The organism is Inquilinus sp. Marseille-Q2685, from assembly GCF_916619195.1.
GTDB lineage: Bacteria > Pseudomonadota > Alphaproteobacteria > DSM-16000 > Inquilinaceae > Inquilinus.
On the sequence record NZ_CAKAKL010000007.1, the window covers coordinates 83,259 to 96,817 of the forward strand.

13 protein-coding genes are annotated in these 13,559 nt (G+C 69.4%); 4 read left to right on the forward strand and 9 right to left on the reverse strand.

Annotated elements, in window-relative coordinates:
- Positions 1–2: 2 nt before the first annotated feature.
- Positions 3–1,172 carry an ABC transporter substrate-binding protein gene (locus tag LG391_RS26145; RefSeq protein ID WP_225770989.1) on the reverse strand — a complete coding sequence of 390 codons (1,170 nt, stop codon included), beginning with the start codon at positions 1,170–1,172 and terminating at the stop codon, positions 3–5.
- Positions 1,173–1,226: 54 nt separating this feature from the next.
- Positions 1,227–2,546, reverse strand: a complete 1,320-nt coding sequence (locus LG391_RS26150; protein ID WP_225770990.1) for an MFS family transporter — start codon at positions 2,544–2,546, stop codon at positions 1,227–1,229.
- A gap of 78 nt (positions 2,547–2,624) precedes the next feature.
- On the opposite strand from LG391_RS26150, the gene LG391_RS26155 reads away from it, so the two are divergent.
- Positions 2,625–3,527, forward strand: a complete 903-nt coding sequence (locus LG391_RS26155) for an IclR family transcriptional regulator C-terminal domain-containing protein (protein ID WP_374200785.1) — start codon at positions 2,625–2,627, stop codon at positions 3,525–3,527.
- On the opposite strand, the gene LG391_RS26160 is transcribed toward LG391_RS26155, so the two are convergent.
- From LG391_RS26160 to LG391_RS26180, 5 genes are all read right to left on the reverse strand, one after another.
- Entirely contained in the window at positions 3,524–4,297 is a 774-nt protein-coding gene (locus LG391_RS26160) for a coniferyl-alcohol dehydrogenase (RefSeq protein ID WP_225770991.1), read from the reverse strand. The two genes, LG391_RS26155 and LG391_RS26160, sit on opposite strands and share 4 nt — an antisense overlap.
- Positions 4,298–4,301: 4 nt before the next feature.
- The gene (locus LG391_RS26165) at positions 4,302–4,883 is read right to left on the reverse strand and encodes a histidine phosphatase family protein (protein ID WP_225770992.1); all 582 of its coding nucleotides are present in this window, start codon (positions 4,881–4,883) and stop codon (positions 4,302–4,304) included.
- Positions 4,884–4,923: 40 nt separating this feature from the next.
- Complete coding sequence (locus tag LG391_RS26170; protein ID WP_225770993.1) at positions 4,924–5,322, reverse strand: Rieske (2Fe-2S) protein; 399 nt, start codon at positions 5,320–5,322, stop codon at positions 4,924–4,926.
- Positions 5,319–6,443 (reverse strand): 4-hydroxyphenylpyruvate dioxygenase, encoded by a 1,125-nt coding sequence (hppD, locus tag LG391_RS26175; RefSeq protein WP_225770994.1) that lies wholly within the window; start codon positions 6,441–6,443, stop codon positions 5,319–5,321. Before hppD ends, LG391_RS26170 begins: the two co-directional genes overlap by 4 nt.
- Before the next feature lie 526 nt (positions 6,444–6,969).
- The gene (locus LG391_RS26180; RefSeq protein ID WP_225770995.1) at positions 6,970–7,743 is read right to left on the reverse strand and encodes a ferredoxin--NADP reductase; all 774 of its coding nucleotides are present in this window, start codon (positions 7,741–7,743) and stop codon (positions 6,970–6,972) included.
- Between the two features lie 220 nt (positions 7,744–7,963).
- Here LG391_RS26180 and LG391_RS26185 point away from each other — a divergent pair, with 220 nt between their 5' ends.
- A complete protein-coding gene (locus LG391_RS26185) occupies positions 7,964–9,163 on the forward strand; it encodes an amidohydrolase family protein (RefSeq protein ID WP_225770996.1) in 1,200 nt (399 codons plus the stop codon).
- Between the two features lie 18 nt (positions 9,164–9,181).
- On the opposite strand, the gene LG391_RS26190 is transcribed toward LG391_RS26185, so the two are convergent.
- Positions 9,182–10,372 carry a calcium-binding protein gene (locus LG391_RS26190; protein ID WP_225770997.1) on the reverse strand — a complete coding sequence of 397 codons (1,191 nt, stop codon included), beginning with the start codon at positions 10,370–10,372 and terminating at the stop codon, positions 9,182–9,184.
- 231 nt (positions 10,373–10,603) lie between these two features.
- Here LG391_RS26190 and LG391_RS26195 point away from each other — a divergent pair, with 231 nt between their 5' ends.
- Positions 10,604–12,124 (forward strand): calcium-binding protein, encoded by a 1,521-nt coding sequence (locus LG391_RS26195; RefSeq protein WP_225770998.1) that lies wholly within the window; start codon positions 10,604–10,606, stop codon positions 12,122–12,124.
- 123 nt (positions 12,125–12,247) lie between these two features.
- Positions 12,248–12,874, forward strand: coding sequence for a hypothetical protein (locus tag LG391_RS26200; RefSeq protein WP_225770999.1), 627 nt, complete (start codon positions 12,248–12,250; stop codon positions 12,872–12,874).
- A 238-nt stretch (positions 12,875–13,112) separates the two neighbouring features.
- Here the strand turns inward: LG391_RS26200 and LG391_RS26205 are convergent, their stop codons facing one another.
- Positions 13,113–13,559 (reverse strand): MarR family winged helix-turn-helix transcriptional regulator, encoded by a 447-nt coding sequence (locus LG391_RS26205; protein WP_225771000.1) that lies wholly within the window; start codon positions 13,557–13,559, stop codon positions 13,113–13,115.

Consider the following 13,559-nt stretch of genomic DNA (forward strand, 5'->3'; position numbering starts at 1 on the left):
GCTTACTTCGCGGCCTTGACCGGGTCCTTCACCGCCTCGATGGTCGCGAACTCGACGTTCCAGAGCGCGCCGTCGCGCTTCTCGACCTTCCGGACGTAGACGTTCTGGATGATGTCGCGGGTCTCCGGGTCGATCGAGACCGGGCCGCGCACGCTGGTCCAGCTCATGCCCTTCATGGCGTCGACCAGGCCCTGGCCGTCGGTGGCGCCGCCGGTCTTCTTCAGCGCCTCGACGATCAGGTGCATGCCGTCATAGCCGCCGACCGCCATGAAGTTCGGCCGCATCCCGCCATTGGCCGCCTGGAAGGCCTGGACGAAGGCCTTGTTCTCCGGGCTGTCATGCGCCGCGGAATAGTGGTGGGTGGTGATGGTGCCCAGCGCCACGTCGCCGATCTTGTCCAGCAGCTCGTCATCGGTGACGTCGCCGGTGGCGATCAGCCGGATGCCGGACTTGTCCAGCCCGCGCTCGACGAACTGCTTCATGAACACGGCGCCGAAGCCCGAGGGCACGAAGACGAAGACCGCATCCGGCCTGGCGTCGGCCACGCGCTGCAGGAAGGGCGCGAAATCCGGGTTCTTCAGCGGCACCTGCAGCTGCTCCACCACCTGCCCGCCGGCCTTGCCGAAGCGTTCGGTGAAGGCTTTCTGCGCATCCAGGCCGGGGGCGTAGTCGCTGACCAGCGTGACCACGGACTTGATGCCGTTCTGGGCGCTCCAGTCGGCCAGCGGCACGGTCACCTGCGGCAGGGTGAAGCTGGTGCGGACGATGAAGGGCGACGCCTCGGTGGTCGCCGCGGTGGCGGCGGCCATGATCACCTGCGGCACCTTGGCCTGGGTCGCGATCGGCGCCGCCGCGGCGGCCAGCGGGGTCAGGCCGAAGCCGGCCAGCACCGACACCTTGTCCTTCACCACCAGCTCCTGCGCCAGCCGCTTGGTGACGTCGGCGGTGCCGGTGTCGTCCCGGACGATCAGCTCGACCGTCTTGCCGGCGACGGTGGCGCCGTTCTGCTGCAGGTACAGCTTGGCCGCGGCCTCGATCTCGCGCCCGGTCGAGGCGGAAGGGCCGGTCATCGGCAGGATCAGGCCGATCCTGACCGTATCCTGCGCGGCGGCCGGCAGGGCCGCCAGCAGGGCCGCGCCCAGGGCGGCGGCGGTGAAATGGCGTCGGTGCATCTTGGTCCTCCCCGTTCGTTGCGGGCCGGCGGGTTGTCCCGCCGGCCGGTTGGATCAGTTGTCCTCGATCATGCCCTCGCGGCGGCTGTCCGGCATCAGGATGGCGACGACGAAGGCGATGGCGCACAGGCCGGTGACGTACCAGGCGAACCAGGCTTCGACGCCGATATCCTTCAGCCACAGCGCCACATATTCGGCGCTGCCGCCGAAGGCGGCGTTGGCGATGGCATAGGACAGGCCGACGCCGAGCGCGCGCACGCCCATCGGAAACAGCTCGGCCTTCACCAGCCCGCTGATCGCCGTGTAGAAGCTGACCGCCGCCAGGCCGCACAGGATCAGCCCGAAGGCGGCGATCGGGCTCGCCACCGTGCCGATGGCGCGCAGCAGCGGCACCGTGGTCAGCGTCGTCAGCGCGCCGAAGATCAGCATGTTGCTGCGCCGGCCGATGCGGTCGGACAGGGCGCCGAAGACCGGCTGCGCCACCATGTAGACGAACAGCACCGCCGCCATCACCAGGCTCACCGTCTTCGTGTCCATATGGGCGGTGTTGACCAGGTATTTCTGCATGTAGGTGGTGTAGGTGTAGAAGATCAGCGACCCGCCGGCCGTGAACCCCAGCACCGTCAGGAAGGCCCGCGGATGCTGGAACAGGGCCCGGATCGTGCCGGCGTCGCGCGACTTGCGCACCTCCTCGGTGCTGGTCTCGATCAGCGATCGGCGCAGATAGAGGGCGATCACCGCGGCCGCGGCGCCGACCACGAAGGGAATGCGCCAGCCCCAGGCCCGGATCTCGCCCTCGGACAGGGTCAGCTCCAGCACCACCACGACCAGCGTCGCCAGAAGCTGCCCGCCGATCAGCGTGACGTATTGGAACGAGCCGAAGAAGCCGCGGTGCCGGCGGGCCGCCACCTCGCTCATATAGGTGGCGCTGGTGCCGTATTCGCCGCCGACCGACAGGCCTTGCACCAGCCGGGCCAGCAGCAGCAGGACGCCGGCCGCGGCGCCGATCGATTCATAGGTCGGCAGCACCGCGATCGCCAGCGACCCGGCGCACATCATCAGCACCGACAGCATCATCGAGGTGCGGCGCCCGTGACGGTCGGCGATCCGGCCGAACAGCCAGCTGCCGATCGGCCGCATCAGGAAGCCGGCGGCGAAGATGCCCGCGGTGTTCAGCAGCTGGCTGGTCGGGTCGCCCTTCGGGAAGAAGGCGCTGGCGAAGTACAGCGAGGTGAAGGCGTAGGTGTAGAAATCGTACCACTCCACCAGATTGCCGGAGGAGCTGCCGACGATCGCCACGATCCGGTCGCGTGTGCTCATCGCGGCGATCGCCGTGGTCTGCGCCGGCCGGTGGTCGGAGGCGGTCACGTCCATGCGGAGGTCCTCGATCTCGTCAGGTTCGAGCCCGTCCCGGCCGGCCGCCCGTCGCGGCGGTCCCGGCCCGTTCGGACGGTGACGCTGTTCGTCATCCCGGACGCTCCCTCGATCTTCTTTTCTCCCCTGATCTCTTGTGCCCGGTCCCGGATCCGGTCAAGAATCCGTGCGCATAGCGAAACTCTTGTTCGCAATACGAACAAGCCGGGGAGGAAAATCCTGCGCGAGGAGCAGGTCGTCTCGTTCCGCAAGGGGCTCGACATCATCCGCAGCTTCGGCGCGGGCCACCGGCGGCAGACCATCACCGAAGCGGCGTCGCGCACCGGGATGACGCGGGCCGCGGCGCGGCGCTTCCTGCTGACCCTGTGCGAGGCCGGCTACGCCCGCAGCGACGGCAAGCATTTCGAGCTGACGCCGGCGATCCTGACGCTCGGCCACAGCTTCCTGTCCGGCATGGGCGAGATCGAGCGGGTGCGCGACGCCTTGCTGGGCCTGACGCGGGCCCTGGGCGAATCCGCCTCCGCCGCCATGCTGGACGGCACCATGATCACCTATGTCGCCCGGTCGCCGGCGGCGCACCGGATCATGACGGTCGGCCTCGGGGTCGGCACCCGGCTGCCGGCGCACGCCACCTCGATGGGCCAGGCCCTTCTGGCGGCGCTGCATCCGCGCGAGCTCGAGCGCTATTTCGAGTCGGCGGTGCTGGAGCGGTTCACCGGGCGCACGCTGACCACGCGCGCGGCTCTGACCGACCGGCTGGCCGAGGTGCGCGGCCGCAGCTATGCGCTGGTGTCGGAGGAGCTGGAGACCGGGCTGAACTCGATTGCGGTCGCGGTGCCCGGCGGCATCTCCGCCGGCCACCTGGCGATCAATATGAGCGCCCCGGCCGGGCGGGTCGGGGCGGAGGAGATGCGCGAGCGCTTCCTGCCGGCGCTGCAGGAGGCCGCGCGCGCCGTCGCGCTGGCGGTGCAGCGGGGCTAGAGCCGGTTCCGGCGGTCCAGCACATGGGCGTAGAGGCCGCCGTCGACCGGCAGGTTGGCGCCGCGGATCCAGGCCGAGGCGTCGGACAGCAGGAAACCCACAACGGGGGCGATGTCCTGTGGCCGGCCGGGCCGGTCCATCACCGCCATGTCCTCCTCGGCCCGGGCGCCGAGCGTCGCCACGAAATCGGGCAGGATCGGGGTCTCGACCGGCCCCGGGCTGACCGCGTTCATGCGGATGCCGCGGTCGCGCCAGCTCCAGCGGTTCCGGTGGGTCCAGGCGATCAGCGCTTCCTTCGAGAAGAAGTAGCTGCGGGCGCCCTCGATGCCGTGGCGCTCGCAGAACGCCTCGACGCCGTCGAAGCCGAGGTCCTCGCTGGCTCGGACCGCCGGCAGCGCCTCGGCCCAGTCCAGCCCGGCGATCGGGGCGAGGTTCACGATCGAGGCGCCGTCGGCCAGCTTCGGCACCAGCCGCAGCGTCAGGTGCTTCAGCCCGACCAGGTTGACCTTTAGCACCTCCGCCGCCGGCCGGGTCGGCGGCACGCCGGCGATGTTGGCCAGGCCATGCGCGCCGGCGGGCAGCGCTTCCGCCAGGGCGTCGATCGCGGCCCGGTCGGACAGGTCGGCGGCGAAGAAGGCGTCGACCGGGCCTGCCGGCTCGTGCCGGTCGACCGCGATCACCCGGCCGCCCCAGGCCTGCACCAGCCGCGCGGTCTCGGCGCCGATGCCGGAGGCGGCGCCGGTGACGATGATGGTCTTGCCGGTCAGCATGCGGCTATCCCTGGTTCCAGCGCCGGACGACCGGTTCGGTGAGGTCGTGCTCGTAGCCCAGGACGCTGAGGCTGGCGGTGTCCAGCACGAAGCGCGATCCGTCCTGCGGCGGCAGGCCGATCCAGCGCGCCGCGAGGACCCGGAGGAAATGGGAGCTCGAGAACACCAGGACCGTGCCGGCCGCCTGCTTGAACTGGCCGATCACGGCATCGGCCCTGGCGCCGACCTGCGCCGCGTCCTCGCCCTGCGGGCAGCCGTCCCGGAACAGCTGCCAGCCCGGGCGCTCCGCCAGGATCTGCCTGGTGGTGATGCCCTCATAGGCGCCGTAGTCCCACTCCGCCAGCTCGTCCTTGACCACGGCGCCGTCGCCGAAGCCGGCCAGCGCGCAGGTGGTCCGGGCCCGCAGGGACGGGCTCGACCAGACCGCCGCGAAGGCCGGGCCCCGCAGCCGTTCGGCAAGCCCGCGCGCCGCCGCCTCGCCCGTCTCGGTCAGCGGGATGTCGGTGCGGCCGGTGTGCCTGCCGGACCGGCTCCATTCCGTCTCGCCGTGCCGGACGAGATACAGTTCGGGGAAGGGGCTGCTCATGGGCTCGTCTCTCGATCGCGCAAACTTCGCGGAGAGGATCCTAGCCCATCACGATCGTGCCGTCGGCCTCCACCCGCACCGGGATCGCATCGAGCCCGCAATCCGCCGGGCCGGAGATGGGGCTGCCGTCCCCGGCGTCGAATTCGGCGAAGTGGTTGGAGCAGACGAGGCGCTGCCCGTCCGCGCTCAGCACGCTGCCGCCGCGCCAGGTCAGCGGCAGGAAGGCGTGCGGGCAGGCATCGAGGAAGGCGCGCACCGTGCCGCCGCGGCGGACCAGCAGCATGGAGAAGACGCGGCGGCCGGCGCCGAAGGTGAGGGCGCGGACGCCCGGATCCTCGATCTGGTCGAGGCGCCCCAGCGCCGTGCCCGGCGCCGGGGCATGGGGATGCCGGCGCCAGGCCGGCCCCTCGTCCGGCGGTGCGAACGGGTTGCCGGTCACGCTGCCTGGGTGCCGTCGGCGGACAGCACGCCGCGCCGGATCTGGTCTTCCTCGATGCTCTCGAACAGGGCGCGGAAATTGCCCTCGCCGAAGCCGTCGTCGCCCTTGCGCTGGATGAACTCGAAGAAGATCGGGCCGATCACGGTCTGCGAGAAGATCTGCAGCAGCACCTTGGTGTGCGCGCCCTCGACCACGCCCTCGCCGTCGATCAGCAGGCCCAGCTCGCGCAGCTTCTCCACCGGCTCGCCATGCTTCGGCAGGCGGCTGTCGATCTTCTCGTAATAGGTGTCGGGCGGGGCCGGCATGAAGGCCAGGCCGTTGTCCAGGAGCCGGCTGACCGAGGCGTAGATGTCGCGGCTGCCCAGCGCCACGTGCTGGATGCCCTCGCCCTTGTATTCGCGCAGATATTCTTCGATCTGGCTCTTCTCGTCGGCGCTCTCGTTGATCGGGATGCGGATCTTGCCGTCCGGGCTGGTCAGGGCGCGGGAGTACAGGCCGGTCAGCTTGCCACTGATGTCGAAATAGCGGATCTGCCGGAAGTTGAAGAGCCGGCTGTAGAAATCGACCCAGACATCCATCTGGCCGCGATGGACGTTGTGGGTCAGGTGGTCGACATAGTAGAGGCCGGCGGGCTCGGGGTGCGGCTCGGCCTCGCCGATCCAGTCGAAATCGACCTCGTAGATCGAGCCCTTCGGGCCGTAGCGGTCGACGAGGTACAGCAGCGACCCGCCGATGCCCTCGATCGCCGGGATGCGCAGCTCGCCGGCATTGACCCGGGTCTCGACCGGCTTGGCGCCCAGCGACACGGCGCGCTTGAAGGCGTGGCCGGCATCGGCGACGCGGAAGGCCATGGCGCAGGCGCAGGGGCCGTGCCGGCGGGCGAAGTCGCTGGCGAAGCTGTCCGGCTCGGCATTGACGATGAAGTTGATGTCGCCCTGGCGGTACAGCGTCACCCGCTTCGACTTGTGCCGGGCCACCGGGACGAAGCCCATGGTCTCGAACAGGGTTCCCAGTGTCTCCGGCTCGGACGAGGCGTATTCGACGAACTCGAACCCGTCCGTGCCCATCGGGTTGGATTCGGTGATCTCGGCCGGCGGGGCATCGTGCGGATAGGGGCCCATGCTGCTCTCCTGGCGTGGCGGTCCGGGAAGAATGATAGCAGCGGGGGCGTGGCCGTTCCGTGCGAAACGAGGGTCCGGGAGGGGCTGGATGCGCAGTCCAGGCATGGATGCAACACTGTGTGCAAGAAATGTGCATCCTTCCTGCCTGTCATGCCCGGGCTTGACCCACGGCTGTCCGGTTGAGGATTTTCGGGGCGCGGACGAGGAGTAAGGCTCAATTTATATTGTTATCGCCGGGCTTGACCCGGCGATCCAGGGGCCGCCCAGAGCGGCATCGACATTCCTGGATGCCCGGGGCAAGCCCGGGCATGACAGTTATAAATAGAAGATCATGATCTGAAATTCTTCCACTGGTTGCTGCTGAACCTCAACCGGACAGGCCTGGGCTTGACCCGGGCATCCAGAGAGCGTCGACACCCTCTGGATTGCCGGGTCAAGCCCGGCGTTGACAAGGGGAGGGGAAGGCAAAAGGAAAAGGCCGCCGGATCGCTCCGGCGGCCTTGGCGGCGGCGGGTGAAACCGCGTATTACTTCTCGACGAAGGCCTTCTCGATGACGTAGTCGCCCGGCTCGCCGTGATTGCCCTCGACGAAGCCCCGCTCCTCCAGGATCACCTTGAGGTCGGCCAGCATCTGCGGGCTGCCGCACAGCATCACGCGGTCGTGCTCGACCGCCAGCGGCGGCAGGCCGATATCCTCGGACAGCTTGTTCGAGACGATCAGGTCGGTGATGCGGCCGCGGTTGCGGAACGGCTCGCGCGTCACGGTCGGGTAGTAGATCAGCTTGCCGCGGATCTCCTCGCCCAGGAACTCGTCCTGCGGCAGCTCCTGCGTGATCAGCTCGCCATAGGCCAGCTCGGCGACCTGGCGGCAGCCGTGCAGCAGCACGACCTTCTCGAAGCGCTCATAGGTCTCGGGGTCGCGGATCAGGCTCAGGAACGGCGCCAGGCCGGTGCCGGTGCCCAGCAGGTACAGGTTGCGGCCGGGCTTGAGGTTGTCGAGCACCAGCGTGCCCGTCGCCTTGCGGCCGACGATGACCGGGTCGCCTTCCTTCAGATGCTGCAGCCGCGAGGTCAGCGGCCCGTTCTGCACCTTGATCGAGAAGAATTCGAGCCCGTCCTCGTAGTTCGGGCTGACGACGCTGTAGGCGCGCAGAAGCGGCTTGCCGTCGACCGGGATCCCGATCATCGTGAACTGGCCGTTCTTGAAGCGGAACGTCGGGTTGCGGGTCGTCTTGAAGCTGAAGAGCGTGTCGGTCCAGTGATGGACGCTGAGAACGCGCTCCTCATTGAAATTGCTCATGCCTCGTCACCCTTCGCTCGCGACCACGCGCAGAATGTGGGAAATAGCCTCGCCGGTGTCGAGCCGATGCGTGTAGATTCTTCCGGCGAAATTTGCAAGGCGGCCTTGCTGCGGCATAATTTGTTTGTATACTAACAATAAATGCGGGCGGCTGATGTTGTCAACGGTCCGCGGCAGGCGAGGCGCCCCGCACGGCGGGGCAGCGGAAAAGGAACGTCCCATGGCGCATGACGAGCCGCAGAAGCCGGCCGGTCCGGCCAAATTGGTCATCCGCAACATCGGGTTGCTGCTCAGCGGCAGGCTGGAGGCGCCGATCCTCGAGGCCGACACGGTGGTCGCGGTCGACGGGCGCATCGCCGCGGTCGGGCGCGAGAAGGATGTCGACACCGAAGGCGCCACCACCCTGATCGACGCCCATGGCACGACGCTGGCGCCAGGCCTGATCGATAGCCATGTCCATCCGGTGATCGGCGACTGGACGCCGCGGCAGAACCAGATCGGCTGGATCGACAGCAGCCTGCATGGCGGCGTCACCACCATGATCTCGGCCGGCGAGGTGCACCTGCCCGGCCGGCCGCGCGACGTGGTCGGGCTGAAGGCCCTGGCGGTCACGGCGCAGCGCAGCTTCTCCGCCTTCCGCCCCTCCGGCGTGAAGATCCATGCCGGCGCGCCGGTGATCGAGAAGGAGATGGAGGAGCAGGACTTCAAGGACCTGGCCGCCGCCGGCGTCACCCTGCTCGGCGAGATCGGCCTCGGCGGGGTCAAGGACGGGCCGACCGCCCACCGCATGGTGGAATGGGCCCGCAAATACGGGATCCAGAGCACGATCCACACCGGCGGCCCGTCGATCCCCGGCTCCGGCCTGATCGACAAGGACGTGGTGCTGGAGACCGACGCCGATGTCGTCGGCCACATCAATGGCGGCCACACTGCCCTGCCGGACGGCCAGATCCGCTGCATCTGCGAAGGCTGCCGGCGCGGGCTGGAGCTGGTGCACAACGGCAACGAGCGGGCGGCCCTGTTCACCCTGCGCATGGCTCGGGAGATGGGGCAGCTGGAGCGGGTGATCCTGGGCACCGACGCGCCGGCCGGCTCCGGCGTCCAGCCGCTCGGCATCCTGCGGATGATCGCGATGCTGTCCTCGCTCGGCGAGGTGCCGGCCGAGACCGCCTTCTGCTTCGCCACCGGCAACACCGCGCGGATGCGCAAGCTCGACGCCGGCATCATCGAGCCCGGCTGGTCGGCCGATTTCGTCTTCCTCGACACCGCCCAGCACTCCGCCGGCACCTCGCTCCTGGAGAGCGTGCAGCTGGGCGACCTGCCGGGCGTCGGCATGACCGTGATCGACGGCGTTGTGCGCAGCCAGCGCAGCCGCAACACCCCGCCGGCGACCCGGGTCCCGGTGGTGGTGAGGGGGTAGGGGCGGCGGCCGGCCCGGCTACAGCACGAAATCGGCCGCGGTCAGCTGGGTGTCGGCGGAGACCTGCACCAGGAAGTCGGTGCGGCGGGCGCCGTCGACATCCGCCTTGATCTGGAAGTTGCGCCCCGACGGCCCGAACGGCACCAGTAGCAGCTCCGCCCCGGCGCCGGTGAAGCTGCCGGTGACGATGGTGAAAGCGGTGTCGCCGTTGCCGGTATCGTCGTCAGCGTCGACGGCGCCGAGATCGATAATGTCGCCCTCGGCGGCGGAGAAGCCGGTGATGCTCTCGCGGTTGCCGTTCGCGTCGGGAAGCGGCGCGTCGGTGATCGCGGTGTAGACGTGGCGGTCCGCGCCCTCCCGTCCCTCCTGGGAGTCCAGGCCGGCGCCGCCGATCAGGACGTCGTCGCCCTCGTATCCATGCAGGTAATCGTTGCCGTCATTGCCCGAAAGCCAGTCGTCGCCCAGGCCGCCGACCAGGATGTCGAGGCCACCGGCCCCCTCCAGGATATCGTCCCCGCCCTCGCCGTTGATCCCGTTCGACCCGCCCGTGGCGCGGAAGTGGTTGGCCTCGGCATCGCCGCGCAGCGAAGACCCGATCCGGCTGCCTTCGATGATCTCGATGCCGCTCAGATACCGGTCGCTCTCGGCGTCGCCGAAGTTGCGGCCGGGGTCGGTCAGATCGACTGTGACGCCGACCGTGCTGTCGGCATAGCTGACGATATCGGTGCCGTCGCCGCCGATGAAGCGGTCGGCCCCGGCACCGCCCACGAGCACATCGTCCCCGGCCCCGCCGTTCAGCGTATCGGCGCCGGCGCCGCCCGAAAGGGCGTCGTCCCCGGCCAGGCCGCGCAGCGCATTGTCGGCCGCATCGCCGGCGATGGCGTCGTCGAACAAGCTGCCGCGCACGATCTCGAAGCCGTCGAGCAGCACGTCACCCTCGGCGTCGCCGCCATGGGTGGCGCCGGTGGTCAGATCGACGGAGACGCCGGCGGCGCTGTCGCCGTAATTGAGGATGTCGGTGCCCGCCCCGCCGCTCAGCATGTCGGCGCCGGCGCCGCCGTAGAGAGTGTCGTCGCCGTCGCCGCCCTCGAGCCGGTCGTCGCCGTTGCGGCCGCGCAGCACGTCGTCGCCGCCGAGGCCGTACAGGCTGTCATCGCCGTCGCCGCCGAACAGCCGGTCGTCGCCTTCGGTGCCGATCAGGATCGTCATCTTTCCCTCCCCAATAGATTGGGCTATCCCGGTTGCCCTGCAGTGCACTGCATGAAATCTTATTTCAGTAAGAAGTTTATGGATTTCGGCCGAATGGAGTCCATCGCCGTCGTATGAAATCTTCCAAGCCGGATGCCGGCAGGCACCGGCCATATCGTATGTTCGGCTGATGTGGCGGACGGCTCGGGACGCTACGGTTCGCGCCAGAGGCGCCGCGGGGCGGCGGCGGGCATGGGGGTGATCCCGGTGGGCAACATCTTCGGCGACGACAATCCCAACACCCTGTCCGGCACGGCGGCGGCCGATTCCGTGTACGGCCGGGGCGGCAACGACACGCTGATCGCGGTCGACGGCTATGACGAACTCTACGGCGAGGCCGGTGACGACATCCTGTTCAGCGGCGGCAGCAACAATGATCTCTATGGCGGGGACGGGAACGACACCGTCGACTACAGCCGTGCCGATCTCCTCGAGGGAGGCGCGCGTGCCAGGATAGGCATGCAGGTCGCCGGCAGCGGAGCCTCGTTCGCCGACACGATCGGAGCGGACGTGGAGAATCTCACCGGGACGCCGTTCAGCGACTGGCTGATGGGATCCGCTGCGGACAACATCCTCAAGGGCGAAACCGGGATCGACCCCTTCGGCTCTGGCGACGAGCTTTACGGCGAAGACGGTAGCGACAGGCTCTACGGCTACTACGGCGACGACAAGCTCTACGGCGGCGCGGGCGCCGATCTCCTCTATGCGGGCGACGAGGACGACAGGCTCTACGGCGATGCCGGCGCGGACGGTCTGAGCGGCGAGGAGGGCGATGACGTCCTGCGCGGCGGCGACGGCGACGACGGGCTGGAAGGCGGGGCCGGCACCGACATCCTGCTGGGCGGCGCCGGCTTCGACACCGCCCACTACTCGACCAGCCTCGCCGGCGTGGCCGTGACGATCGGGGCCTATGGCTCCGGCGGCGACGCCGAGGGGGATCTCGTCGGGCCGGATGTGGAGAATATCGGCGGGTCGAACCATGCGGACGTGCTGGTCGGCTCCGCCGCCGACAACCGTCTCGACGGCGAGCCGACACGCACCCGCACGGGCGGGAACGACAGGCTCTCCGGGTTCGGCGGCAACGATACGCTTTCCGGCGGGCTGGGCGACGATATCCTCAACGGCGGCACCGGCGCCGACCGGCTCTCCGGCGGGGCCGGCATCGACACCGCCAGCTACTACGCCGGCACGGCCGGCGTCGCGGTCAACCTGGTCACCGGCGCCGGCAGCGGCGGCGAGGCGCAGGGCGACAGGCTGGCCGAGATCGAGAACCTCTCCGGCAGCCAGGGCAACGACAGCCTGGTCGGGGACACCTGGGCCAACACGCTGCTGGGCTGGAACGGCAATGACGTGCTCGCCGGCGCGGGAGGCAGGGATATCCTCACCGGCGGTGCCGGGGCCGACCGCTTCGTCTATGGCAGCGCGGCGCAGAGCGTGGTCGGCGCCAATGCCGACCGGATCACCGATTTCAGCCATGCCCAGGGCGACAGGATCGACCTGTCGGCGATCGACGCCAACACCGCGGCTGCCGGCAACCAGGCGTTCGGCTTCATCGGCACCGCCGCCTATGGCGGCGTCGCCGGGCAGCTGCGCTATGTTGCGCGCGACGGTGTCACCACCATCGGCGGCGACATCGACGGCGACAGGATCACCGATTTCCATATCACCCTGACCGGCATCAGCGCCCTGGTTGCCGCGGATTTCGTGCTGTAGCGGCCCGCCTTGGGGCGGGTGGGCTCATATCGGCCACCCATTGCCGGACGCCGGGATCCAGCCTGCCGGCCGGGACCACGATCGCAGTGGTATTATCGGTCATCTGCGTTCATGCTATGTTCCATGGACGCGACGCAGACCGATCATGCAATGGAGGCCGCGCCCGCTCTTCAGGAGGAGCGGGCGGCACGGCATCTGCGCATGCTCGCCCGGGCGGCGGACGTCCATATGGAGATCATCGAGGCCACCCGCACCGAAGCGGTGGAGGCGCCGCAGCCCGGGGTCGACTATGGCCAGCGGATCGCCGTCGTCACCCGGTCGCTGCGTCTGACCCTGCTGCTGGAGGACAAGCTGTCGCGGCAGGCGGAGGAGAAGCGCAAGGCGGCGGCGCAGCGGGAGGCGGCGCAGGAGGACTGGCACGGGCTGCGGGTGAATCTCGCGATGATGGCGGCGGCCTATGAGGCGTCCGGGGACGGCGAGGAGGCCGACCGCCGTGAAGCCGAGATGCATGAGCGGCTGGAGCGGCCGGAGGTGGTGGAATTCATCGAGGCCAGCCGTCCGGAGGTGGCGGTGGCGGCGCTGTGCCGGCGCTGGGGCTATCCGGTGCGGGTGGAGCAGTGGCTGGAGATGGCCGACGAGGCGATGGAGGAGCTCGGCTTCCTGCCGCCGCAGGACGGCGAGGACGCCGAGGATCCGCCTGAGCCCCGCTCGGCTGCCGCCCACAGACCGAAGGCGCCGGACACGGGATGACCGCGTCGGTCGGGTTTGCCCGTGGCGAACCCGACATCCGGCCGCCGTCGCGGCCCCCGAACCTGTTGGATTCGCTGCCGCGAACCCAACCTACGAAATCCGGTTCCTCTCGCCTCTCCCGCCCCGCGGGAGGGGTCGGAGGCGCTCGGCACCTCCGGGTGAGGGAGGACCGGCCTTCCCGGCGAAGATGCTCGCCGGTATCAGGCCATGATGCGACCGGATGTCAATTCATCCGGCCCTAGCTCAGCCGGCGCAGCAGGTCGACCAATGTCGCCCGCTCGGCCTCGTCCAGCGGCGCCAGGGTCTCCTCGGTGATGCGGAACGCATTCGGCACGATGCGCTCGGCCAAGGCCTGGCCGGCGGGGGTCAGGGCGACCTCGAGGCGGCGGCCGTCCTCGGGATCCGGCCGGGTCTCGATCAGGCCGCGCCTGACCAGCCGGTCGACCACGCCCTTGATCGTCGCCGCGTCCATGGCGGTGCGGCGGCCGAGGCGGTTCTGCGAGCAGGGGCCGCGCTCCAGCAGCTTGGCCAGCACCGCCCATTGCGTCGCGGTCAGGTCCGGGTCGCCGATGCCGGCGGCGAAGATCGCGGCATGGCGCTGGCTGACCTGGCGCAGGATGAAGCCGATCTGGTCGTCGAGGATATAGGGGCTCGCCCCTGATCCGCGTGTCGCGGTGATGATCAT